This is a genomic window from Streptomyces sp. NPDC031466 (assembly GCF_055581265.1).
Map to the genome: position 1 here is coordinate 76,208 of NZ_JBVIJT010000001.1, position 23,658 is coordinate 99,865.

Below are 23,658 nucleotides of genomic sequence, written 5' to 3' on the forward strand. Positions count from 1 at the left end.
CCCACCATCCCGAGGAGAACCCCCATGGCCCAGCAGACCACCCGGACCGAGCAGCAGACCTTCGTCGCGGGCACCGCACCCGGAGCCGTGCCCCTGGTCGGTCACGCCTGGCAGATGATGCGCCGTCCGCTGCAGTTCATGTCCTCGCTGTCCCGGCACGGCGACCTGGTGAAGATACGCCTGGGCCCCACCGAGGCCCACGTACCGACCCATCCCGCTCTCCTGCGCCACGTCCTGACCAGCGACAACGAGTACGACAAGGGCGGCATCTTCTACGACCGCGCCCGCGACATCGCGGGCAACGGCCTGGTGACCTGCCCCTACGCCGACCACCGGCGGCAGAGAAGGCTCATGCAGTCGGCGTTCACCCGCCCCCAGCTCAAGCGGTACGCGTCGGCGATGCACGCCGAGATCGAGGCGAGCGCGGAGCGCTGGAGCGACGGCCTGGTGGTCGACGCCTTCCCCGAGATGTACGGTATGGCCCTGCGCACCGTGGGCCGCACGCTGTACTCGACGCCGGTCAGCAAGGAACTGGCCGACAGCGTGGAGCGCGCCTTCGACGCCGTGCTCAAGGGGCTCTTCCGGCAGATGTTCCTGCCCGCGGCCGTACGCAAGCTGCCCGGTCCGGGCAACCGGCGCTACCGCGCCAACCTGGACTACCTGCACCGCACCACCCAGACGCTCATCGACGACTACCGCCGGGACGGCGTCGACCACGACGACCTGCTCTCCGCCCTCCTCGACTCCCGCGACGAGGACGGCGGCAGGCTCGGCGACCGGGAGATCCACGACCAGGTCATCACCGTGATGGCGGCCGGTACCGAGACGGTGGCGGCCACCCTCACCTGGATCTTCTACCTGCTCTCGAAGTACCCCCGGATCGAGCGGGAGCTGTACGCGGAGATCGACGAGGTCCTCGCGGGCAGGGCACCGGAGTTCGACGACGTCGCCCGGCTCCAGCTCACCGACCGCATCATCACCGAGACCCTGCGGCTGTACCCGCCCGCCTGGCTCTTCACCCGGCTGACCACCACGGAACTCGACGTCGCGGGGCTGCGGCTGCCGGCCCAGAGCACGGTGGTCTTCAGTCCGGCCGCGGTCGCGCTCGACGCGCCCTCCTTCCCCAAGGAGCGCCGGTTCGACCCCGACCGCTGGCTGCCCGAGCGGGTGACGCCGCAGGCCCGCCAGTCGTTCATGGCGTTCGGCACCGGCGCCCGCAAGTGCATCGGCGACCTGTACGCCCGCACCGAGGCGACCCTCGCGCTCGCCACCATCCTCAGCAAGTGGCGGGTCACCTGCGAACCGGGTGTCGACGTGCGCCCCGTCCCGCTCGCCACCGTGTACCAGCCGCGCCGCCTGCGCCTGCGGCTGACCGCCCGCACCCCGTGAGCGCGGTGACGCGCACGGCGGTGCGGGTCGCGGACGTCCGGAGCGGCTGAGCCCGTCGGCCCAGCCGCCCTCGTACCGCCTACCGCGCGCCGCCCGGGCGGCGCGCGGCGGCCCGCTGGGCCCTGCGGGAGACACGGCCCTCGGAGGCGGCGGCGGGGGCCGCGGCCGCCGCGTCCGGGGCGATGCCCAGTTCGCCGCTGAGGTCGGCGACGAAGGAGCGCACCGTCGGGTACTCGACGAACGCCGACGAGCGCACCGGATGGGCCAGTTCCTCGCTGAGCTTGGCGATGACCTCGATCAGGATCAGCGAGTCCAGGCCCATGTCGAACAGATTGGTGTCGAGGTCCACGGTCCGCGGGTCGGGCGTGCCCAGGACCGCGGCGATCTCCTGCCGGATGAACCCGGTGAGCAGCGCGCTCTTCTGCGCGTCCGTGGCCCCCTCGAAGCGGTCCCGCAGCGTCCGCGCGGTGGGCTCGGCGGCCGGTGCCGCGCCGCCGTGCGGCTCGATCCAGTGCCGTACGCGCTCGAAGGGATAGGTGGGCAGCGGCACCCGGCGTATCCGCTCGCCCTCGTGGAACGCCGCCCAGTCGACGTCCTCGCCCGCCGTCCACAGCCGCCCGACGAGCGCGAGCAGGAACTCGGTACCTACGGGCGCCGGCCCCTGCGGCAGCAGGGCGATGGCGGGCCGCCCGGCACCGGCGGCGTGCTGCGCGCCGATCTCTTCGAGGAGGCGCAGTGCCGCGTCGGGCAGCGCGGTGCGGTCGGCGGCGACCACGGGGGCGGTGATCCCCCAGCCGGCCAGGGTCCGGGCCGTGGCGTACTGGACGGCGAAGTCCGCCTCCGGGCTCTGCGCGCCCAGCAGTTCGTCGGCGGATGTCCCCAGCTCGGCGGCGCAGCGGTCGAAGTGGTCGCGGAAGGCCGCGGTCCGCGTGTAGAGGGCCGAGGCGTGTCCGGGCGTGCCGTCGCCGGGGGCCAGGTCCAGGACGGGCCGCTCGTCGGCGGGATCGGCGGTCAGGATCCGGTCGGCGTCGCCCAGGGCCAGGGCGAGCGCGGCGTCCCGTACGTCGCCGGCGACCAGTGCGCGCCGGTAGGGGTGCGTGCGGCGGCCGAGCGCCAGGGTCTGGGAGACGGCGGACAGGGCCAGGTCGCGGTCCTTGCGGAGCCGGCGGGCCAGCTCGGCGGCGGCCGTGTCGAGGGCGGCCGGGGTGTTGGCGGAGAGCACCAGGAGGCGGGGCCCGGCGTCCTCGGCGTCGGGGGTGGGGGTGAGGGCGGGCGGCTCCTCCACGATGACGTGGGCGTTGGTGCCGCCGATGCCGAAGGAACTCACGCCGGCCCGGCGCGGTGTGGCTCCCTCGGGCCACTGCCGGGTCTCGGTGACGACGTGGAAGGGTCCCGCCGCGAAGTCGATCTCCGGGTTGGGGGACTCGAAGTGGAGGCTGGGGACCAGCGTGCGGTGCCGCAGCATCAGGACCGTCTTGATGAGGCCCGCCATGCCCGCGGCCGTGTCGAGGTGGCCGACGTTGGTCTTGACCGAGCCGATCGCGCAGGAACGCGGGGCGAGGGTGCCGCCCTCGCGGCCGAAGGCCTGGTTGAGCGCGGCGATCTCGACCGGGTCGCCGAGCGGGGTCGCCGTGCCGTGGGCCTCCACGTACGAGATGGTCTCGGGGTCGACGTCGGCGATCTGCTGGGCCTCGGCGATGACGGCGGCCTGCCCCTGGACGCTCGGCGCGGTGTAACCGGTCTTGTCCGAGCCGTCGTTGTTGACCGCGGTGCCCTTGATGACGGCGTGCACGGTGTCGCCGTCGGCCAGCGCGTCGGTCAGCCGCTTGAGGACCACGGCGCCCACGCCGTTGCCGATGACGGTGCCCTGCGCCTTGGCGTCGAAGGCCCTGCAGTGGCCGTCCGGCGAGAAGATCATCCCCTCGTGGTGGAGGTAGCCCTCGCCCTGGTCGGCCTGGATGTGGGCGGCGCCCGCGACGGCCATCGCGCAGTCTCCCGAGAGGAGGCTGAGGCAGGCCAGGTGGACGGCCACCAGCGAGGTCGAGCACGCCGTGTTGGTGCTGACGCTCGGGCCGCGCAGGTTCAGCTTGTAGGAGGTGCGGGTGGCGACGAAGTCCTTGTCGTTGGTGATCATCATGCGGTAGCGGTCCACGGAGGACGCGGTCCGGTAGCGCTCGCCGAGGTTGTGCAGCAGGTAGGTGTTGAGGCCCACTCCGGCGTAGACGCCGATCTGCTGCTCGCCGCGGCGCGGGTCGTAGCCCGCTGTCTCCAGGGCCTCGTGCGCGCACTGCAGGAACTGGCGCTGCTGCGGGTCGATCAGCTCCGCCTCGTCCCGGGTGATGCCGAAGAAGCCGGCGTCGAACGTGTCGGCGTCCGCGAGCACCTGCCCGGCCTTGACGTACCGGTCGTCGGTCAGCAGGTGTTCGCCGACCCCCGCCGCGCGCAGCTCCTCGTCGGTGAAGTAGGTGAGGGTCTCCCTGCCCTCGCTCAGCACCTGCCAGAACGCGTCGGGGGTGTCGGCGCCGGGGAACCGACAGGCGAGCCCGATGACGGCGATGTCGGAGTCCCGGGCCTCGAATTCCTGCTGCTCTGTCCGCTGGTCGTCCATGTCTTCTCCTCAACCCACCTTGATACCGAGGTCCGCCGCGACCGCGCGCATGTCCAGGAACGTCTCCGCGATGAACCGCGCGCCGTCGTCGGTGGTGTCCATCTGCTTGAACAGCTCCACCAGCGCGGCGCGATGCTGCTCGCGGTCCCCCTCGCCCGCGGCTATCTCCAAAACCACCTTCTTCAGCTTCTCCTCGACCTCGGGCAGGTTCAGGGAGCGCGGGAACTTGATGCTGAAGGTGGAACGGTCGTAGTCCTTGTTGCGGCTCACCGCGCGCGTGTAGCTGGACGCGTTGAGCTTGTAGAACATGCAGTCCCAGTTCTTGAACGAGTAGTAGTTCAGGAGGGGGAACAGCGTGCAGTGCGTCTCCATCGGCGAAGAGGCGTACAGCCCCTTCTCCTTCAGCTCCGCCACCATGCGGTCGGGGTCGTAGTCGTGCCGCATGGCGATGAACGGAAAGACGATCTTGGGAAGTTCGTCGTCCTCGGCGAAGAGGATCTCCTCGATCGCGCCGTCGAAGAGTTCGCTCGCCAGCTCGGGCCCGAAGGACTTGTAGAAGCCGCGCACCACTTCCCTGACGTTCGACTCCATAGTGAGGATCTGCTGCGGATCGGCGCACAGGGCGATGTACGGGATGCGCTCGCGGAAGGCGTACAGGATGGCGCGGATCACGAAGAACGTGCGGCAGGAGACGCAGGGCAGTTTCTCGTCGAGGTACTGACCCGGTTTCTTCGGGCGCGGCCGGTTGAAGACGTCCCGCATCATCTTCTTGATGTTGTCGTCGTCCGCGTCCACCACGAACGTCGCCGGCAGCTTCTCCTGCGCCAGCTTGATGTTCTGCGCGGCGTGCGTGCTCTCGAAGGGCACGTCGAAGGTGTAGGCGAGCGTGCGCTTGCCGTATTCGTTGACGAACTTGTCCAGCATGTACGTGCTGTCCTTGCCGCCGCTGTACATGAAGAGGCAGTCGAACTCGCCGCGCGGATTGGGCGGCGCCGCCTGGAACTGGGCGAACACCTCGTTGGTGTACTTGTAGTTGACGATCAGGTCACCCGCGAAATCGAGGTTGCAGAGATTGCACACCTGCTGGTCGTCGAGGACGACCCCCGGGTGCCCGTCCTTGAGCGAGCAGATCTTGCAGCGGACGATGGTGGGTTCCACGGTGCCTCCTGGTGAGTGGTGTCGGCCCTGCGGCCTGCGGCGGGCTCAGCGTTCGGCGCCGGACCTGCGACGGCGCGCTCCGAGCAGCGATCTGTCCCGGCCGCCCTTGTGCCGCCCGCCCTCCGGCGGCCGGGGCGGGGCGCCGTCCTCGGCGAGGTGACGGGCCATCGCACGGATCGTCGGGTGACGGAACATGTCGAGCCGGCTCAGTGAGGGGCGCAGTTCCGCCCTGAGCCGCGCCACCACATGGGTCAGCCGCAGCGAGTCGCCTCCCGCGTCGAAGAAGTTGACGTCGGCGCCGACGTCCGCGAGGCCGAGCGCGCTCCGCCAGATCGCGGAGATCTGCTGCTCCAGCGCGCCGCGCGGCGCGGCGTCGGCCGAGTGCCCGTCGAGGGCGGCCGCGCCGTGCGGGGCGGGCAGGGCCCTGCGGTCCAGCTTGCCGTTGGGCGTCAGGGGTAGCGCGGGCAGCGGGACGACGGCCGACGGCACCATGTACGCGGGCAGCCGCGCCCGTACGTGGGCGCGCAGCTCGGCGGCGTCCGGGACCCGCGCATCCCCCTCGGCCACGGTGTAGGCGACGAGCCTGTCGCCGCCCGGCTCGTCGTCGCGCACCACCACCGCGGCCTGGGCGATGGCTGGGTGGTCGCGCAGGACGGTCTCGATCTCGCCGGGCTCGACGCGGTAGCCGTGCAGTTTGACCTGGCTGTCCACCCGGCGCAGATACTCCAGGCGGCCGTCGGGCAGGTGCCGCACCAGGTCGCCCGTGCGGTAGACGCGGCCGGGCGCGAAGGGGTCGTCGAGGAACCTGGCCGCGGTGAGGTCCGGCCGGCCGTGGTAGCCGTCGGCCACCCCGTCACCGCCGATGTACAGCTCCCCCGGGCTGCCGGGCGGCACGGGCCGCAGCCGCTCGTCGAACACGTACATCCGCGTGTTGGCGAGCGGCCGGCCGATCGTGACCGGCCGGCCCGCCTCGACGCGGTCGAGGGAGGACCAGATGGTGGTCTCGGTCGGCCCGTACATGTTCCAGACCCGGTCCGCCCGCCGCACCAGTTCGGCGGCCAGGTCGCCGGGCAGCGCCTCGCCCCCGCACAGGACGCTCAGCCCGGCGCCGCCCTGCCAGCCCGCGCCGATCAACATGCGCCAGGTGACGGGCGTCGCCTGCATGACGGTCGGCCGGTAGGCCTCGACCAGAGCGCGCAGCGCGAATCCGTCGGCGGCCGTCTCGGCGGGCGCCACCCGCACCTCGCCGCCCGTGACCAGCGGCAGGTACAGCTCGAGTCCCGCGATGTCGAAGCAGGCCGTGGTCACCGCGAGCAGGGAGTCCCGCGGGCCGAATCCCGGCTCCTTCGCCATGGAGCACAGGAAGTTGGTCAGGGCGCGGTGGCCGACCCTGACGCCCTTGGGCAGGCCGGTGGAGCCGGAGGTGTAGATGACGTAGGCGAGGTCCTTGGCGGAGGCGCGGTCGGGGAAGTCGTCCTCGACGTCCGCCTCTTGTGCCTCGTGCAGCTCCTCGCCAGGGCGGATCTCCACCGGCTGTGCCGGGCAGTCGGCGGGCAGCGCGGAGGAGAGCGCGGGCTCGGTGAGCACCAGGGCGGCGCCGGAGTCGTCGAGCATGTGCCGGATGCGCTCGGGCGGGTAGACCGGGTCGAGCGGCACGTACGCGGCGCCCGTCCGCAACACCGCGAGCAGCCCCGTGATCAGGTCGGCCGAACGGTCGAGGAACACCCCGACGAGGGTGCCGGGACCGGCGCCGAGGTGGGCGAGGCGGCGGGCGAGCCGGTTGACCCTGCGGTCGAGGCCGCCGTAGGTGAGGACGGTGTCGCCGAACCGGACGGCGGGTTGCTGCGGCCGCCGGGCCGCCCACTCGGCGAACAGCTGGTGCACGCACCGGTCGGCGGGGTAGTCGGCGGCCGTGTCGTTCCAGGCGTCGAGCACCAGGCGGCTCTCGTCGCCGGACAGCAGCGGAAGGAGCCCGGCGTCTTCGTCGGGCCGCTCGGCGGCCGAGTGCAGGAACCGCTCGAAGCGTGCCGCCAGTTGGTGGGTGGCGGCCGCCCTGCTCTCGTCCGCCGGGATGAAGGCGACGGCGCGGGGCATGTCACCGGGCCCGCCGATCCGTACGGTCAGGGCGGCCCCGGCCGGGCGGTGCGCGGTGCCGTGGCCGTCGCTCAGGTCCACGGTGACCGGCAGCGCGCTCGCCGCGAGCGCCGCTCGTCCGCCGGGGCCGGGCAGGCGCAGGTGCGCTCCGCGCAGCGGGGCGCCCCGCCCGGCCTGCTCGGCGAGTCGCCGGGAGACCGCTTCCGCGAAAGCCGCCAGGGAACGGCCCTGTTCGGCCTCGGGGGCACGGAAGGGCACGTCGGACATGAGGGGCCCGGTCGCTTCCGCGGTGAGGCGCAGCGCCACGTCGAAGCCGCCCTCGTCCTCCCCCGCCATCCGGCCGAGGAACCGCAGGAGTACGGCGAGCAGCCAGGCCCTGGCCTCGTCGGGGTCCCCGGCCGGGATGTCCGGCGGGACCGCGGCGCGGGCGAGGGTGCGGGTGCCGGACGGCTCCGCGGCCTCCGGGGCGGCCGGCCAGGGGACTTCGAGGGGCGCCCGGTCGGCGAGCAGGGGCAGCCAGTGCCTCTCGTGGCGCCGCGCGGCGCGGGCGGTGGTCGCCCACCGCTGCCGGGCCGCGTCGTCCCCTTGCGTGAACCGGTCGCCCGGACGCAGCCCCGCCACGGCCGACGGGTCGCCGTCCAGGTCGGCCAGGTCCCTCAGCCGTACGTCGAAGTCGGTGGTGGCGACGGTCACGACCGGGCCGTCGACGGCGACCACGGTGCCGGGCGGGCTCGTCGAGGGGCGGTCGGTGACCTCCGCGTTCCGTACGGCGAACAGGCGCTCGTCGAGGGCGAGGAGCGCGAGGCCGAACGCGTTGCGGTGCGGTCCGAGGTCGGTGGCGCGCACCAGGGCGCCGAGGCCGGCGGCGGTCCCGCGCCAGGAGAACAGGCCGCCGTCGGGCGGGCCGTCGTGGAGTCCGTGGTAGGTGCGCAGGGTGAGGTCCTGCGGGGTGCGGGTCTCGGTGCCCGCGGCCAGTTCCTCCACGAGCTCGCCGAAGCTGGCCGCCGCGGCCTCGTAGCAGGCGAGGTTGAGGGTGTACGCGGTGTCCTCGGGGCCGACCGGCACCGCCCGCTGCTTGAGCACGTCGCCCGTGTCGGCCTCGCGCTCCATGACGTGCCAGGTGACACCGTGCTCGGTGGCGCCTTCCAGGATGGCCCAGCTGGTGGCGTGCAGGCCGGCGTGCCGGGGCAGCGGCGCGTCGTGGAAGTTGACGGGCACCCGCTCGGGCAGTGCGAGGACCTCGTCGGACAGCATCCGCAGGTTGGTGATGCTGAACAGGTAGGCGAACCGCAGCGGACGCAGCCGCTGCGCGAGGCCCCGGCCCGGATCGACGACGCTGAGCCCGTGCTCGGCGGCCCAGCGGCGCAGCCCCGGGTCCTCGGCGACCACGGCGGCCACGTGGTGGCCCCGCGTCAGCAGGTGCTCGCCGCATTCGGCGAGCAGGGGCTCCTCGCCGATCAGGACGGCGCTGAAGGGTGTGGTCATCGCTGTTCCTCCTGGTCCTCGAGGACGCTGCTCAGCTGGCGCAGCAGGCGGTCCACCTCCGCGTCCGAGAGGCTGTCGACGATCTGCTCGATGCCGGGTTCTGGCCCGGCCGCGGTCTCGGTCCCGCCGGGCTGTGGCCCCGCACTCGTCCCGGGCCGCGGCTCGGGAGCGGGTTGCGGTGCGGGTGTCTTCGCGGCTCCGAGGGTGGCCAGGTGGCGGGCGAGGCGTTCGATGGTGATGTGCTCGAAGAGCAGGGTGGACGGCAGCGGCCCGTACTCCCGCTCCAGTTCCTTGGTGAGGCTGAGGACCACGAGGGAGTCGACGCCGTAGTTCTCGAAGGTGGCCCGGGGGTCGAGAAGGTCCTCGGGCATTTCGAGCACGCGGGCGAAGACCTCCCTGACCCGGCGTTCCGCTCCACCGACCGCGTCGGCGCCGGCGGGCCGCGCGGCGGGGTCCTCGTCGGCGGCCCGGGAGGTCGGCGCCGCTTGGGCGGGCGTGGCCGGGGCGGACACGGGCACGAAGCCGTCGCTCTCGGCGACCAGGACGCACTGATGGGTGCCGCCGTCCGGGCGCGGTCCCTCGGTGACGCGGCGGAAGCCGTTGTGGGCGAGGACGTCGCGCCAGGCCGTGGTGGAGAGGAGCGGGGAGCCGGGCAGCCGGTACTCCGCGTCCTCGAACAGCCACCAGCCGGTGGCCAGGCCGAAGATCAGGGACATCTGGTCGCGCAGTTCCACACCCTCGTTGAGCACCAGGACGCCGTTGGTGGCGAGGAGCCGCTTCGTGTGGGCCAGGGTGCGGTCGATGCTGGCGGTGGCGTGGAAGACGTTGGTGGCGAGCACCAGGTCGTGGGCGCCGGTCTCGACGCCCTGTTCCCCGGGGTCGCGTTCGATGTCCAGCGCCCTGAAGTCGGCGAAGGGGTGGTCGGCGGCGAAGCGCTTGCGGCCGTGCCGCACGAATCCGTCGGACACGTCGGTGTAGAGGTAGGCGACGTGGTCGCCGAGTCCGGCCGCCGCGAGGGCGCGCAGGACGCGGGCGCTGGTGCCGCCGGTGCCCGCGCCGACCTCGAGTACGCGGATCCGGTCACCGGGCCGCTCGCGCAGGCGCTCTTGTACGTAGCGCAGCACCGTGTCGGCGACCTGCTCGTTGCACCGGTCGGTGACGGGGTCGCCCGCGTAGACGGCCTCGACCAGGTCGAGTGAGCCGCCGGGGAAGAGCACGTCCATGTGTCCGCGCCGTCCGGTCAGTACGTCGGGCAGCGCGTCGACGCACCGCAGCAGCAGGGTCGTCACGGCTTCCGTCTCGGGATGACGTGCCGTCAGCTCGGCCACGGCCTCCTTCGGGTGGGCGACGCAGCGGCGCAGCTCCGGATCGTCGAGCGCGGCGGTGGTGACCAGCCCGGCGCCTTCGGCGCGGAGGTGGCCGCCGCGCAGCAGGACGTCGATCAGGAGGCCGAGGAGCCGTTCCTGCCCGGTGGCGACGCCGAGGCGGACGCGGAGCCCGTCGCGGGTGTGCCGTTCGCCGGGATCGCGCAGGACGCCCATGGTCCGCAGGGCGCCGACGAGGAGCCGCCGGGCGAAGGTCTCGACGTCCGCGGCCGCGGCGGTGCCGTGGCTGACCGCGCCCGTCACCGCGCGGCCGGGGGTCATCGGGGCGGATGGGGCGGGCCGGTGCGGCTGCGCCCTCAGCACGGTGTCCGGGTCGACGCCGAGGCCGGCGAGGATCTTCGAGTCGGCCTTGACGACGAGCGTCTGCGGCAGCGGACCCGACAGTGCCCGTTCGACGGCCGCCATACCCTCCGCCGCGCTGATGGGCCGGATGCCCGCGGCGGCGAAGCGGTCGAGGACGCGCTCCCGGTGGGCGTCGCCGGCGGCGTGCCAGTAGCCCCAGTTGACGGTGCGCACGGGGTAGGGCGCGGTGCGGGCCGCGGCGAGCGCCCACGCGTCGGCGACGTGGCAGCCCGCCGCGTATCCGGCCTGGCCGTGGTTGCCCTCCAGGGTGACCGCGGAGGAGTACAGCAGCACGAAGTCGGGCCGCTCGCCGCGCAGGGCGCGGAACATGCTCCACACGGTGTCCGCCTTGGTGTCGAGGGCGGTGCGCAGCTCGGCTTCGGACAGCTCCCTGATGGGCTTGTCGACGAGCACCATCGCGGAGTGGACGACGCCGTGGAGCGCGCCGAAGCGCTCCTTGGTCTCGTCGATCACTTGGCGCAGGGCCGCCGGGTCACCAGCGTCACACGGTACGTAGGAGACGTCGGCGCCCAGCTCCTCCAGTGCCGTGAGGTCGGCGCGGCGCCGTTCGTCCAGCGCCGCGCGGCCGACGAGGACCAGGCGGGCGCGGTGGGCGCGGGCCAGGTACCGGGCGGTGTCGCGCCCGAGCACTCCGAGGCCGCCGATGACGAGGTACACCCCGCGCTCGCGGAAGCGGGTCGGGGCGGCAGCCGGTTCGACCGCTTCGAGCGCGCGGACGCGCCGTACGCCGCCGCGCAGCGACACGGCACGGACCTTGGCCCGCGCCGGCTCGTGGACCAGCGCGGCCGCCGCCGCGTCGAGTTCACCGCCACGCACGTCGAGGCAGGCCGCGGTGAGCTGCGGGAACTCCTTGGCCGCGACCTCGCAGTAGCCGACGAGCCCGGCGGCCGCCGGGCGCAGCGCGTCGTCGTCCCCGAGCGGCAGGCCGTCGGCGGTGAGGACCTTCAGGGCCAGGGGCCGGTCGAGCAGGCCGGCCCGGTCGAGGCCGCGGACCAGCCGGTGCAGCGAGACGGTGCCGCGCTCCTGCTCCGCGTGCAGCCCGGCCCTGTCGTCCACCGGTTCGCGCGGTCCGCCGACGCCCAGGAAGTACACCAGGTCCAGGTGCGGGGCGCGGGCCAGGAGGTCGTCCGTGGCGCGCTCGTCCAGGCCGCCGTCGCCGACGGTCAGCCGCAGGTGCTCGGCGTCCGGGTGGGCGGCGCGCAGGGTGTCCACCAGCGCCGCGCAGCCCTCCCCTGCCACGGTCAGGACCGCCCGGGGCGCTGCCGTGTCCGCGACGGCGAGCGGCGCGACCGCCCAGCGGGGCCGGTAGTCGATGGACGGCTCCGGCTTCGGTTCCCGCAGGGCCAGGCCGAGGACGCGTACGCATACCCGGCCGGCCGTGTCGGTGACGGTGACGTCGAACCGCCGCGAGCCCAGGTCGCGGACGTGGGACCAGCCTTCGTCGGGCAGGGCCGCGTGCAGCTCCACCCGGTCCGCGGCGTACGGCAGCAGCGGCCGGCCCGGCGCACCGCCGTCGGCGAGCAGCAGGGCCAGGGGGTGCAGCGCCGCGTCGAGGGTGCCGGGGTCCAGCGGCCGGCCGGCCGCGCCGGAGTGCTCCCGCGGCCGGCGCAGCCGGGCGAGGGCGGTGCGCTCACCGGTCCAGGCCTGGGTGACGCGGCGGAAGTGGGGGCCGTAGGGCAGGCCTTGGCGGCGCAGGCCCTCGTACAGCTCCTCGTGGCTCACCGGGTGCGGGCAGTCCGCCTTGAGCAGGTCGATGGGCAGGGGTTCGGGGCGTTCGGGCGCGGTGGCGAGGACCTGGCCCAGCGAGTACACGGGGGCGTCGCCGGTGGACGGCGCGGTCAGGCGGTAGTCGAGCGCCGGGGCGGTGTCGGACTCTGTCGTGGCGAGGGTGACGTCGGTGCCGGTGTCGGCCACCACGAGCGGGGCGAGCCAGCGCACGTCGCTGAAGACCCGCGCCGCGTCCGCGCCCAGGGCGTCGGCCACCAGGTCCAGGTGGCCGACACCGGGCAGCACCGCACGGCCGCCGACCACGTGGTCGCGTACGACCGGGTCGGTGGGCGCGAGGGTCAAGGTGGTGTCCGCTGCTCGGGGCGGCGTCGGCCGATCCGCCGTCCGGCGGGGCGGCACAGGAGCCTCGGTCGGTTCCCTGCGGGTGACGGGCAGCCAGTGACGCGGGCGCTCGAACGGGTAACTCGGCAGCGGGAGCGTGCGGCAGCCGCCCGCCGCGAACTCCTCCAGTGCCGTCCAGTCGGCGAAGGCGCCGGAGACCCAGAGCCGGGCGAGCCGGGTGTGGTCCCCCGCTGCGGCGAGCGTCCGCAGGAAATCCGGGCCCGCACCGTCGGTGAACACCTCGGCCAGCGCCGTGTGCTGGTCGGCATTGCCGGTGATCGCCGAGGCGACGCTCGCCCCGTCGGCGAAGGCGGCGAACTTGTCGGCGGCGTCGTCGATGTCGGAGGCCGGGAAGGCGAGGCGTTCGGGCAGCGCCTCGCGGCCGACGCGCAGGGTGTGGCCGGTGTCGGCGAGGGCCGGGCGCTCCCGGCGCAGATGGGCCGCCATCTCGGCGGCGTAGGCGCGCAGCCGCTCCGGGTTGCGAGCGGAGAGCACGAGCAGTTCGGGACCGGGCGACGGGGCGGCGGGCCGCTCCTCGGGGGCGCGGTACTCCTCCAGGATCACGTGCGCGTTGGTGCCGCCCGCGCCGAACGAGCTGACGCTCGCCCTGCGCGGCTGCTCGATCCTGACCCCGTCCGTCTCGATGACGGGCCGCGCCCAGTCGGTGAGCGTGTGCTGCACGCGCAGCGGTGACCGGTCGAAGTCGATGATCGGGTTGGTCTCCTCGGAGTGCAGCGAAGGCACCAGTTGGCCGTGGGAGAGCTGGAGCACGGCCTTGGTGACGCCCGCGATGCCCGCGGCGCCCTCCAGGTGGCCGATGTTGGACTTCACCGAGCCGAGGGCGATGGTGCCCGGTCGGCGGGTGGCGTCGGCGAAGGCCTGGTGCAGGGCCGTGTGCTCGATGGGGTCGCCGAGCGCGGTGCCGGTGCCGTGCGCCTCGACGTAGCCGATGGTGCGCGGGTCGATGCCCGCGCGGTCCAGGGCCTCTTCGATGAGGGCCTGCTGCGCCTGGGGGTTGGGCACGGTGTAGCCGCCGGTGCGGCCGCCGTGGTTGACCGCGGTCGCCTTGATCACCGCGTGGATGTGGTCGCCGTCGGCGACGGCCTCCGAGAGCCGCTTGAGCAGCACCGCGCCGACGCCCTCGCCCGGCACGTAGCCGTCGCCGCCCGCGCCGAAGGAACGGCAGCGGCCGTCGGTGGAGAGCATCCGCATCCGGCTCAGGTGCGCGTACTTCGAGGGGTGCGCGGAGACGTTGACGCCGCCCGCGACGGCGTAGCGGCACTCTCCCCTGCGGACGCTCTCGCAGGCCTGGTGCAGGGCGACGAGCGAGGCCGAGCAGGCGGTGTCCACGACGACGCTCGGGCCGCGGAAGTCCCCGAAGTAGGAGACCTGGTTGGCGATGGCCGAGCGGTTGGCGAGGACCGTGTGGTGGTTGCCCCGCGCGGCCTCCTCGGCGGCGAGCTGGGCGTAGTCGCCCCACATCACGCCCGCGAAGACGCCCACGTCGCGGCCCTGTCCCCCGAAGCGGGGGCGCGGCAGGCGCGAGGGCGGGTAGCCGGCGTTCTCCAGCGCCGACCAGGCGGCCTCCAGGAACAGGCGCTCCTGGGGGTCCATCAGCTTGGCCTGGGAGGGCGGGATGCGGAAGAACAGCGAGTCGAAGGCGTCGACGTCCGCCAGGAAGCCGCCCCACTTGCCGTAGCTGGTGCCGGGGGCCGCGTGGTCGGCGGCGAAGTGCGCGTCGGCGTCCCAGCGGTCGCGGGGTACCTCGGTGACCGCGTCGTGGCCGCGGCGCAGGTTCTCCCAGAACTCGGTGAGGTCGCGGGCGTCCGGGTAGCGGCCGCCGATGCCGATGATGGCGATGTCGTCGTCGCCCGCGGGCTGCCGCGGGGGCGCGGCGGGGGCTGCGGGGCGCGCCTCGGCGGCGGCCACGGGACGTGCCTCGGCGGCGACCGGCGGCTTCGGGGGCGGGGCCTCCGTGGGGAACAGCCGCCGGGCGGCGTCGGGGTGTTCGTCCAGCAGGTGGGCGGCGAGGTCGTGCACGGTGCGGTACTCGAAGAGCAGGGTGCCTCGGGCGCCGGGGAAGTCCCGGTCCAGGTGCTGGTTGGTCTCCATGACCAGGACGGAGTCGAGACCGTAGGCGTCCAGGGCGGTGTGGTCGTCGATGCGCTCCGCCGAGAGGCCGAGCACGTGGCCGAGCAGGGCGCGCACGTGGTCCCGCATGCGGTCCAGCAGGGCGGGAGCGGGGGTGGCCGGGGCAGTGGCGGGACGCGCGGCGTCGGCGGTGTTGTCACCGTGTGTCGTCGCGAGCGGTCCCGTGGTGTGCGGCGGGCGCGCGGGCACTCCGGCCGGGCCCGCCGCGCGCGGCGACAGCGCCGCGTCCACGGCCTCCGGGTCACCGACCGCGGGGACGAGCCGGGTCCGCCCCGTGCGCCAGGCCAGTTCGAGGGCCCGCAGCCCCTCCTCCCCGGTGAACTCCCGCATGCCCGTGCGGTGGCGGTAGCCGGCCCGCTCCTCCTCCCCCATCAGGGCGTCCACGCCGCCGATCCGCCAGAGCGGCCAGGCCAGGGAGAGGGTGCGGCCCGCCGCGCGGCCCTCGCGGACCCGGCGGTCGCGCAGGTCCGCGTAGGAGTCGAGGAACCGGTTCGCCGCCGCGTAGGCGCAGGCGCCGAAGTCGCCGACGACCGAGGCGATGGAGGAGAAGACCACGAACAGGTCGAGCGGTTCGTCGGCGGTGAGCGCGTCGAGCAGCCGGACCCCGTGCGCCTTCACCGACAGCAGCTCGGCGAAGCGGGCGGCGTCCGCCTCCAGGAGGGAGCACTGGTCGGCGGCGCCCGCGAGGTGGAAGACGCCGTCGAGATGCCCGAAGCGCTCCTTGGCCCGCGCCACCGCGACCCGCATGCCCGCCGCGTCCGCGGTGTCGGCCGCCGCGAGCAGCACCTCGCCGCCGAGCGCGACGAGTTCGTCCGCGGCCTCGCGCGCCGCGGGCCGGTCGGCGGAGCGGCTGACCAGCACGAGCCGCGCCCGGTAGGTGGACGCGAGGTGGCGGGCCAGTTCGCGTCCGATGCCGCCCGTGCCGCCGGTGACGAGGTAGGTGCCGCCCCGCTTCAGCGGGACGGCGGCTCCGGGGTCCGGCACGTCGGCCCTGCGCAGGACGCGGACCTGGCGGCCCGCCGCCGAGTGGCGGACCTCCGCCCCGCCGGGACGGCCGCCCTGCGCCAGCTCGGCGTCCAGCAGGGCCGGCAGGCCCGGCCGGCCGGCGCCGGTCACGGTGAACAGTTCGAAGCGCGGCAGCACCCCGGCGAGGGAGAGCGCGAAGCCCGCCACGGCCTCCTGGTCGGGGCAGGGACCCTCCTGCGTGTCGGCGAGTACGTAGGCGCAGCGCACCCGGCCGGGGAGGCGGACGGCGTCCAGGGCGAGGGCGAGGGAGCGCAGGGAGTGCAGTCCGCGCGCGAAGGCGCCGTCGAGCGCGGCCTGTGCCTCGGCGGAATCCCCCTCGCGCCCGTAGTCGACGGGCTCGGCCGTCAGGCCCCACAGGTGTACGACGTCGAGCGAGCGGACGCCGTCGTGTGCCAGGTCCGCGAGGAGCCGTTCGAAGTCGCCGGGCCGCGCGGGGTCGACGGCGTACCGGTCGGGGCCTGTCCTCGCGAACTGCGGCGCCACGCGTACGTCGATGACGCGCCGCCCGCCGGTCGTCCCCGCCAGGCCACGGGCCACCTCGTCGTCGTCCCCGAGGACGAGCACGGCGTCGGCGCGGGGAGCGGCGCCCGCCTCGAGGGCCTGGTCCTGCCAGACCTGCTCGTAGAAGAAGGGGGCGTCCTGCTGGGCGAGGTGACGGCCGCCGAAGTTGTCGATACGGACCAGTTCGGCCCCCGAGTCGTCGAGTACGCGCAGGTCGAACTGCCGCCCGCCGGCGGCTGCGGGCCGCCGGGCGGGCACGGCGTGCGCATGGCACCTGCGCGGCAGCGGCCCCGGCGTCCGGATCTCCAGCGCGCCGAGGTGGAAGGGCACCGCGAGGCTCCCGCTCTCCTGCGGCGACGGCGAAGCCGCCCAGTGGCAGGCCCGCAGCGCGCCGTCGAGCAGGGCGGGTGGCAGCGGCGAGGCGCCGTCCTGCTCGGGCAGCGTGAGGGTGAGGAGCGCGCCGCCGTCGCCGAACCTGGCCTCCTCGATGACGTCGAAGGCCGGGCCGTAGGCGAAGCGGGCGCCCTGGTAGGCGGCCTGGACCGCCGCGCGGTCCCTGACCTCGGGGCAGCTCGCGCGAAGGGCGGCGAGGTCGGTGGGGGCCGCGGCGGGAGCGGTGGGGTTCGCGTACACCGTGCCGCGCACGTGGACCGTGCGCCCGGTTCCCTGTCCCCGTGCCGTCCAGACGGTGAAGGCCAGTGCGCCGTCCGTGTGCTCCGGCCCGTCGCCCGTGCGGGTCAGGCCGACGTGCACGTCGACGCTCTGCCCGTCCTCGATCACCACCGGCCGGCCCCACAGCACGTCCCGCAGGCCGAGCGCGTCGTCGAGACCGGCGAGACGGGCCGCCGCGCGGGCCATCTCCAGGCAGACCGCCCCGGCGAGCAGGGCCCGCCCCTCGATGACGTGGTCGCGTACGAGCGGTTCACCGGCCCGGAAGGTACGGCGGAAGCGGATCTCGTCGAGGGTGGACTCGTTGGCGTCGAGCAGCGGGTGGAGGCGGGAGGGCGCGCCGGCGGTGCTCCGGTCGGCGGCGGGCACCCAGTGGCGCTCACGGGCGAAGGGGTAGGGCGGCGCGGGGACGCGGCGGGGTTTCGGCCCCGCGGGGGCGATCCCGCTCCAGTCGGCCGACCCCTCACGTGTCCAGCGCGCGGCGGCGCCGAAGGCGGGGTCGTGCCCGCCCGGCTGCTCGGGCCCGGTGTCCGTGCCGGTCACGAGCCCGGGGCACGGGGCGCCCTGCTGGAAGGCTCGGAGCGCCCTGACGAGGGCCGCGCCGTCGTCGGCGACCACCGCGAGGCGTTCCGCCATGGTCTGGCGGCCGTGTTGCAGTGTGTGGGCGAGGTCTTCGGCGCGTACCTGCTCGCGTTCGGCGAAGTCGGCGAGGCGCCCCGCGTAGACGGCGAGCCGTTCCGTGTCCCGGGCGGAGAGCGGGAAGACCAGCGGTCGCGGGAAACGCTGGGCGGCGACGGGCCGCTCGGGGCGCTCCGGGCCCCGGTGGTACTCCTCGATGACCAGATGGGCGTTGGAGCCGCCCGCGCCGAACGAGCTGAGTCCGGCGCGGCGCGGCACCGGGCCGTGCTCACCGGCCGGTGCGGGCCAGTCGGCGGCCTCGCGCTGCACCAGGAAGGGGGAGCGCCCGAAGTCGATGTTCGGGTTCAGCTCCTCGGCGTGCAGCGAGGGTGCGAGGCGCCGGTGCTTGAACTGGAGCAGCACCTTGGTGAGTCCGGCGATGCCGGCCGCCGATTCGAGGTGGCCGATGTTGGACTTCACCGAGCCGATGGGCCACCGCCGGTCGTCCGCCTTCGTCGCCCCGAAGGCCTTGGCGAGCCCGGCGATCTCGATCGGGTCGCCCAGGGACGTGCCGGTGCCGTGGGCCTCGACGTAGCCGATGTCGGCGGGTTCGAGACCCGCCCCGCGCAGCGCGCGGCGCACGGAGTCGGCCTGGGCGTGCGGGCTCGGCACGGTGTACCCGTTGGTCCTGCCGCCGTGGTTGACGGCGTGGCCCCTGATCACCCCGTAGACGTGGTCGCCGTCGCGCTCGGCCGCGGCCAGCGGCTTCAGCAGCACCGCGCCGACCCCCTCGCCCGGCACGTACCCCGTGCCCCCGGCGCCGAAGGCACGGCACCTGCCGTCGGCGGAGACGAAGCGGCCCTGGCTGAGGAAGACGTATTTGTAGGGGTGCAGCGAGAGGTTCACCCCGCCCGCGACGGCCATCTCGCTCTCCCCGCCGCGCAGGCTCTCGCAGGCCAGGTGGATCGCGGTGAGCGAGGACGAGCACATGGTGTCGAGCGCGATGCTCGGCCCGTTCAGACCAAGGGTGTACGAGACGCGGTTGGCGATGGAGGCGAACGACGAACCGGTGACCCTGATGCCGCCGCGCTCGGCGTCCGCCGCGCCGTAGAGCTGGTACTCGCCGTACATCACGCCGACGAAGACCCCGACCGGGCGGCCGGACAGCTCGTCCCCGCGGTAACCGGCGTCCTCGAACACGTGCCAGGCGTTCTGCAGGAACAGGCGTTCTTGGGGGTCCATCAGCTCCGCCTCGCGCGGCGAGATGCCGAAGAACAGCGGGTCGAAGCGGTCCACGTCGCGCAGGAAGCCGCCCCACTTGGAGAAGGCGCGGCCGGCGGCCGACGGGTCGGGGTCGAAGTAGCGGCCGTGGTCCCAGCGGTCGGCGGGGATCTCGGTGACGCAGTCCCGGCCCTCGGCGAGGTTGTCCCAGAACTCGTCGAGGTCGTCGGCCATGGGGTAGCGGCCGGCGAGGCCGATGATGGCCACGGCGTCGTCGGCGTCGGCGGGACCGGGCCGGTGCGGGGCGGGTTCCGTGGTCCGGGCGGTGAGCGCCGGCCCGCTCTCCGCGCGGTCGGCCGAGGTGCTCGCGGGCGGTGCGGACCCGCCCGCCGGGCCGTTGGACGCTGCCGCCAGTTGCCCGAGCCGCCCGGCGTACTCCGCGACGAAGTACTCCGCCAGTTCCTCCAACGTGGCGTACTCGAAGAACAGTGTCTTCGGCAGGTCGTCGAAGTGCTTCTCCAGTTCGGCGTTGAGCTGGGTGATGACCAGCGAGTCGATGCCGTAGCGGTCGAACGGCACGCGCGGGTCGATCTCCCCGGCGTCGAGCTTCGTGCGCTCGGCGAGCAGTTGCTTGAGGAAGGTGGCGGCCCACGCGGCCAGATCGGTGCCGGACGGTTCGGCTTCCCCCGCTCCCCCGGTCGCGCGGGGGCGGCGTACGGGGACGGGTTCGAGCGCCGCAGCGACGCGGGCCAGGTCGCCGTGGCCGACGAGCAGCGCTCCGCCGTCGTGCCGCAGCGCCTGGTCGAAGGCGGCGAGAGCGGTGTCCGTGGGCATCGGGGACAACCCCGTACGCTGCCGCAGCGCCCGGACGGCGTCCTCGTCCTGGCGCATGCCGCCCGCGAGCCAGAGCGGCCAGCCGAGGGAGAGCGTGCGGCCGAAGCGGCTGCCGTCGGCCACCTGGGCCCGGCGGCGCTCGGCGAAGGCGTCGAGGTGGGCGTTGGCGTACGCGTAGTCGCTCTGGCCCGCGTTGCCGAACGCCGCGGCGATGGAGGAGAAGCAGACGAAGAAGTCCAGCGGGTCCTCGGCGGTGAGCCGGTCGAGGAGCCGCGCGCCGAGGGCCTTGGGGCGGACGACCTCGGTGAACTCCTCCCAGCTCTTGTGCAGCAGGTAGGCGTCGTCCAGCGTGCCCGCCGCGTGCACGACCCCGCGTATCGCCCCGTGCTCGGCGCGGACGGACTCGACGGCCGCGCGCAGGGCCGCCTCGTCGGTGACGTCCGCCCGGTGGAAGGTGACGGCGTGTCCAGCCGCGCGCAGGGCCTCGACGCGCTGGGTGGCCGCCGGGGCGGGCGCGGACCTGCCGAGCAGGGCGAGCGGGGCCCCGGTGCGCGCGGCGAGGTGCTCGGCCAGGGCCAGGCCGAGGCTGCCCGTGCCGCCGGTGATCAGACAGGCACCGTCCTGGAGCGGCGGGGCGGCGGTCTCGGTCGGGGGTTCGGTGCGGGCCAGGCGGCGGTGGCGCCGCACGTGTCGGACGCCGCCGCTGTGCCGGGTCTCGCTCTCGCCGTCGTCCAGGCGGGCCAGTTCGTCGACGAGCGCGGGAAGCAGTGTCGCGTCGGCGTCCAGGCCGACCAGGCGGTGGGTGAGGCGCGGGTTCTCCAGCGTGACGGTGCGCCCGAAGGCCGCGAGGGCGGCCACGGTGGGGTCCGCGCCGTGGGCGTCGGTGCGGTGGGCGACCAGCAGCGCGGTGCGGTCGCCGCCACGGCGTGCGAGGAGCGCCTTGGTCAGGGCGAAGACCGAGCGCGGGCCGTCGAGGTCGTGGCCGCCCTCGGCCGCCCACCAGGTGTGCAGCACCGTGGCGGGGGTGCGGCCGGTTCCGGCGAGCCGGTCGAGGAGCGCGGCGAAGTCCGCCTCGCGGTCCGGGTGCACGGTGTAGTGGTCGTCGTCGACCCGCGTGAACTCCTCACCGGGAGTGGCGAGGACCACCGCGGGGTCCGCGTCACCGGCGCCCCTGAGCGCTTCGAGCAGCGCGGTGCGCTGGGCGGGGTCGTGGGCGAGGAGGAGCCGCGCTCCGGCGGGCGGGGCCGCCGGGGTCTCGGGGGCCGCGGGCTGCCAGACGCCGGCGAAGAGGGCGGTCCCGGGCTCTTCACGGACGTCCCTGAGGGTGCGCACGGACAGGTCGCGCAGGCGGGCGAGCAGGTGTCCTTCGGTGTCGAGGAGGTCGACGTCCGCTTTGGTCTGCTTCTCCCCTCCGCCGTGGGCGGGCAGCGTGACGTGGGCGAGGCAGTGCCGGGGCAGCGGCGCGAACACGTCGAGGCCGCCGAGCGCGAGTGGCAGGTACGTGGTGCCGTCGTCCTCCCGGGCGGCGAGCAGGCCGACCACCGCGTGCAGCGCGGCGTCCAGCAGCGACGGGTGCAGGACGAAGTCGTCCGTGGCCCGCTCCCCCACCGGGAAGGCGTCGGCGGGCAGTTCGAGTACGCCCACTGCCTCGGCGTCGCCGCGGCGCAGCTCACGCAGGGAGCGCATGGCCGGGCCGTAGTCGAGGCCGCGGGCCCGCAGCAGGCCGTAGAGGTCCGCCGCGGCGAGCAGGTCGGGGCAGCGCGCCGTGAGGGCGGCCGGGTCCACCGGCGGCGGGGCGTCGGCGGGGGCCGTGCCGGACAGCTCGCCGCGGGCGTAGACCTCGGGCTCGCCCGCCGCCGTCCCGGCCGGGTCGGTGATCGCGAACCGTGCTCCGTCCCCGTGCGGGGTCAGCTCGACGTGCACGGTACGCGGTCCGTGCGGGAAGGGCAGCGGCCGTTCGAAGGAGACCCTGGCGAGGGAGCGCGCCCCGGTGGGCAGGGACAGCGCCCCCGCGGCGCGCGCCATCTCCAGGTAGCCGACGGCGGGCATGATGGCCCGGCCGTCGACGCGGTGGTCCGCGACGAAGAACTCGTCGCCGGTCAGGGTGGTGGCGTAGCGGTGCTCGGCCAGGGTCGAGACGTTGGCGCCGATGAGCGGATGCGGGCCCTGCACTACGTCCGCGCCCGTGCTGTTCGACGGCGGTTCGAGCCACACCCTGCGGCCCTCGAAGGGGTAGGTGGGCAGCGGGACACGGCGGCGCCGCTCACCCGCGTAGAACTCCTCCCAGTCCACCTCGGCGCCCTCGACCCAGGCGGTGCGCACGGCGTCCAGCAGGGCGCGGCCCGAGAGCTCCGGGCCCGGTGTGAACAGCCGCTGCTCGGCACCGTCTTCGGCCTGACCGGTCGCGCAGCCGGGCTCGGCGCGCGCACGCAGGGCGCGCACCGCCTCGGCGGAATCGGCGCAGATCACGGCGCGGCGGTGGCGGTGGGCCCGGCGGCCCAGCGCGAGGGTGTACGCGGCGTCGGCGAGGTCGGTGTCGGGGGCGGCCTCGAAGTGGTCGGCGAGGGCGTCGGTGAGGGCGTCGAGGGCGGTGGGGGTCCTGGCGGAGAGCACCAGGAGCTGCTCCTCACGCGCGGAGGGGTCGCCGGGGCCCTGCTGGGGGGCTTCCTGGAGGATCGCGTGCGCGTTGGTCCCGCCGATGCCGAACGAGCTGACCCCGGCCCGCAGCGGTCCCTCGGCCGTCCAGGGTTTCGTCTCGGTGCTGACGTAGAACGGGGTGGCGGCGAAGTCGATGGCCGGGTTGGGCCGTTGGTAGTTGAGGGTGGGCACGAGGGAGCGGTGGCGCAGCATGAGCGCCGTCTTGATCACTCCGGCGACGCCCGCGGCGGCGTCCAGGTGGCCGACGTTGGACTTGAGGGAGCCGATGGCGCAAAAGCCCGTGTCGGGCGTGCCGCGGCGGAACGCGTCGGTGAGCGCGGACACCTCCACGGGGTCGCCGAGCCGCGTCGCGGTGCCGTGCGCCTCTACGTAGGAGATGCTTTCCGGTTCCGTGCCGGAGACCGCGTGCGCCTCGGCGATGACGGCCGCCTGGCCCTCCTTGCCGGGGGCGGCGTAACTGACCTTCAGGGAACCGTCGTTGTTGGTGGCGGTGCCCTTGATCACGGCGTGGATCGTGTCGCCCGCGTCGAGTGCGTCCTCCAGGAGCTTGAGGACGACGATGCCCACGCCGTTGCCGAGGACGGTGCCGCCGGCCTGGGCGTCGAAGGTGCGGACCCGCCCGTCCGGGGAGAGGATCGCGCCCTCCTCGTACAGGTAGCCGCGTGTCTGGGGCAGCTTGACCGTCACGCCGCCCGCCAGCGCCATGTCGCACTCGCCGTTGATGAGCCCCTGGCAGGCGAGGTGGATGGCCACGAGCGAGGTGGAGCAGGCCGTCTGGACGCTGTAGCTCGGTCCGCGCAGGTCGAGCTTGTAGCTGACGCGGGTGGCGAGGAAGTCCTTGTCGTTGCCGACCATGACCTTGAAGTGGTCGGAGGTGGCGGTCTGGTCGATGCTCGGCAGGACGTGCTGCTGGAGGTAGGTGTTGATGGCGGCGCCGCCGTAGACGCTGATCAGCCCGTCGTAGCGGCGCGGGTCGTAGCCGGCGTCCTCCAGCGCGGTGTGGCAGCTCTCCAGGAAGAGGCGCTGCTGGGGGTCGATGACCTCGGCCTCCGCCGGGGTGAACTCGAAGAAGCCGGTGTCGAAGAGGTCGACGTCGGGCAGGATGCCGTGGGCTCGTACGTACGCCGGGTCGGCGCGCAGCGCGGCGGGTACGCCGGCGTCGGCCAGCTCCTCGTCGCTGAACCGGGTGATGCCCTCGCGGCCCGCGCGCAGCAGCTCCCAGAATTCCCCCACGCTGTCGGCGCCGGGGAAGCGCCCGGCCATGCCGACGATGGCGATGTCGTTCCCGGACACCTCGGTGGCGTCGTGCGAACTCACGGTCGTTCCCTCTTCCCTTGCTGCTCGGCCCTGTTCGGCTCGGAGTGCGGCTGCGGCCCGGTGTGCGGCCGG

5 protein-coding genes are annotated in these 23,658 nt (G+C 74.4%); 1 reads left to right on the plus strand and 4 read right to left on the minus strand.

Annotated elements, in window-relative coordinates:
• The first annotated feature begins 24 nt into the window (after nt 1-24).
• On the plus strand, nt 25-1,389 hold the full coding sequence (gene ptlI / locus ACZ5GP_RS00325; protein WP_468748604.1) for a pentalenene oxygenase: 1,365 nt from the start codon (nt 25-27) through the stop codon (nt 1,387-1,389).
• A 79-nt stretch (nt 1,390-1,468) separates the two neighbouring features.
• On the opposite strand, the gene ACZ5GP_RS00330 is transcribed toward ptlI, so the two are convergent.
• The 4 genes from ACZ5GP_RS00330 to ACZ5GP_RS00345 are packed head-to-tail and all read right to left on the minus strand — an operon-like array spanning nt 1,469 to nt 23,586.
• Nucleotides 1,469-3,997, minus strand: a complete 2,529-nt coding sequence (locus ACZ5GP_RS00330) for a type I polyketide synthase (RefSeq protein WP_468748605.1) — start codon at nt 3,995-3,997, stop codon at nt 1,469-1,471.
• Between the two features lie 9 nt (nt 3,998-4,006).
• Entirely contained in the window at nt 4,007-5,155 is a 1,149-nt protein-coding gene (locus tag ACZ5GP_RS00335) for an adenine nucleotide alpha hydrolase family protein (RefSeq protein WP_468748606.1), read from the minus strand.
• 45 nt (nt 5,156-5,200) lie between these two features.
• Entirely contained in the window at nt 5,201-8,734 is a 3,534-nt protein-coding gene (locus ACZ5GP_RS00340) for an amino acid adenylation domain-containing protein (RefSeq protein ID WP_468748607.1), read from the minus strand.
• Nucleotides 8,731-23,586: an SDR family NAD(P)-dependent oxidoreductase gene (locus ACZ5GP_RS00345; RefSeq protein WP_468748608.1), complete on the minus strand. Its 14,856-nt coding sequence runs from the start codon at nt 23,584-23,586 to the stop codon at nt 8,731-8,733. Before ACZ5GP_RS00345 ends, ACZ5GP_RS00340 begins: the two co-directional genes overlap by 4 nt.
• Nucleotides 23,587-23,658 lie beyond the last annotated feature (72 nt).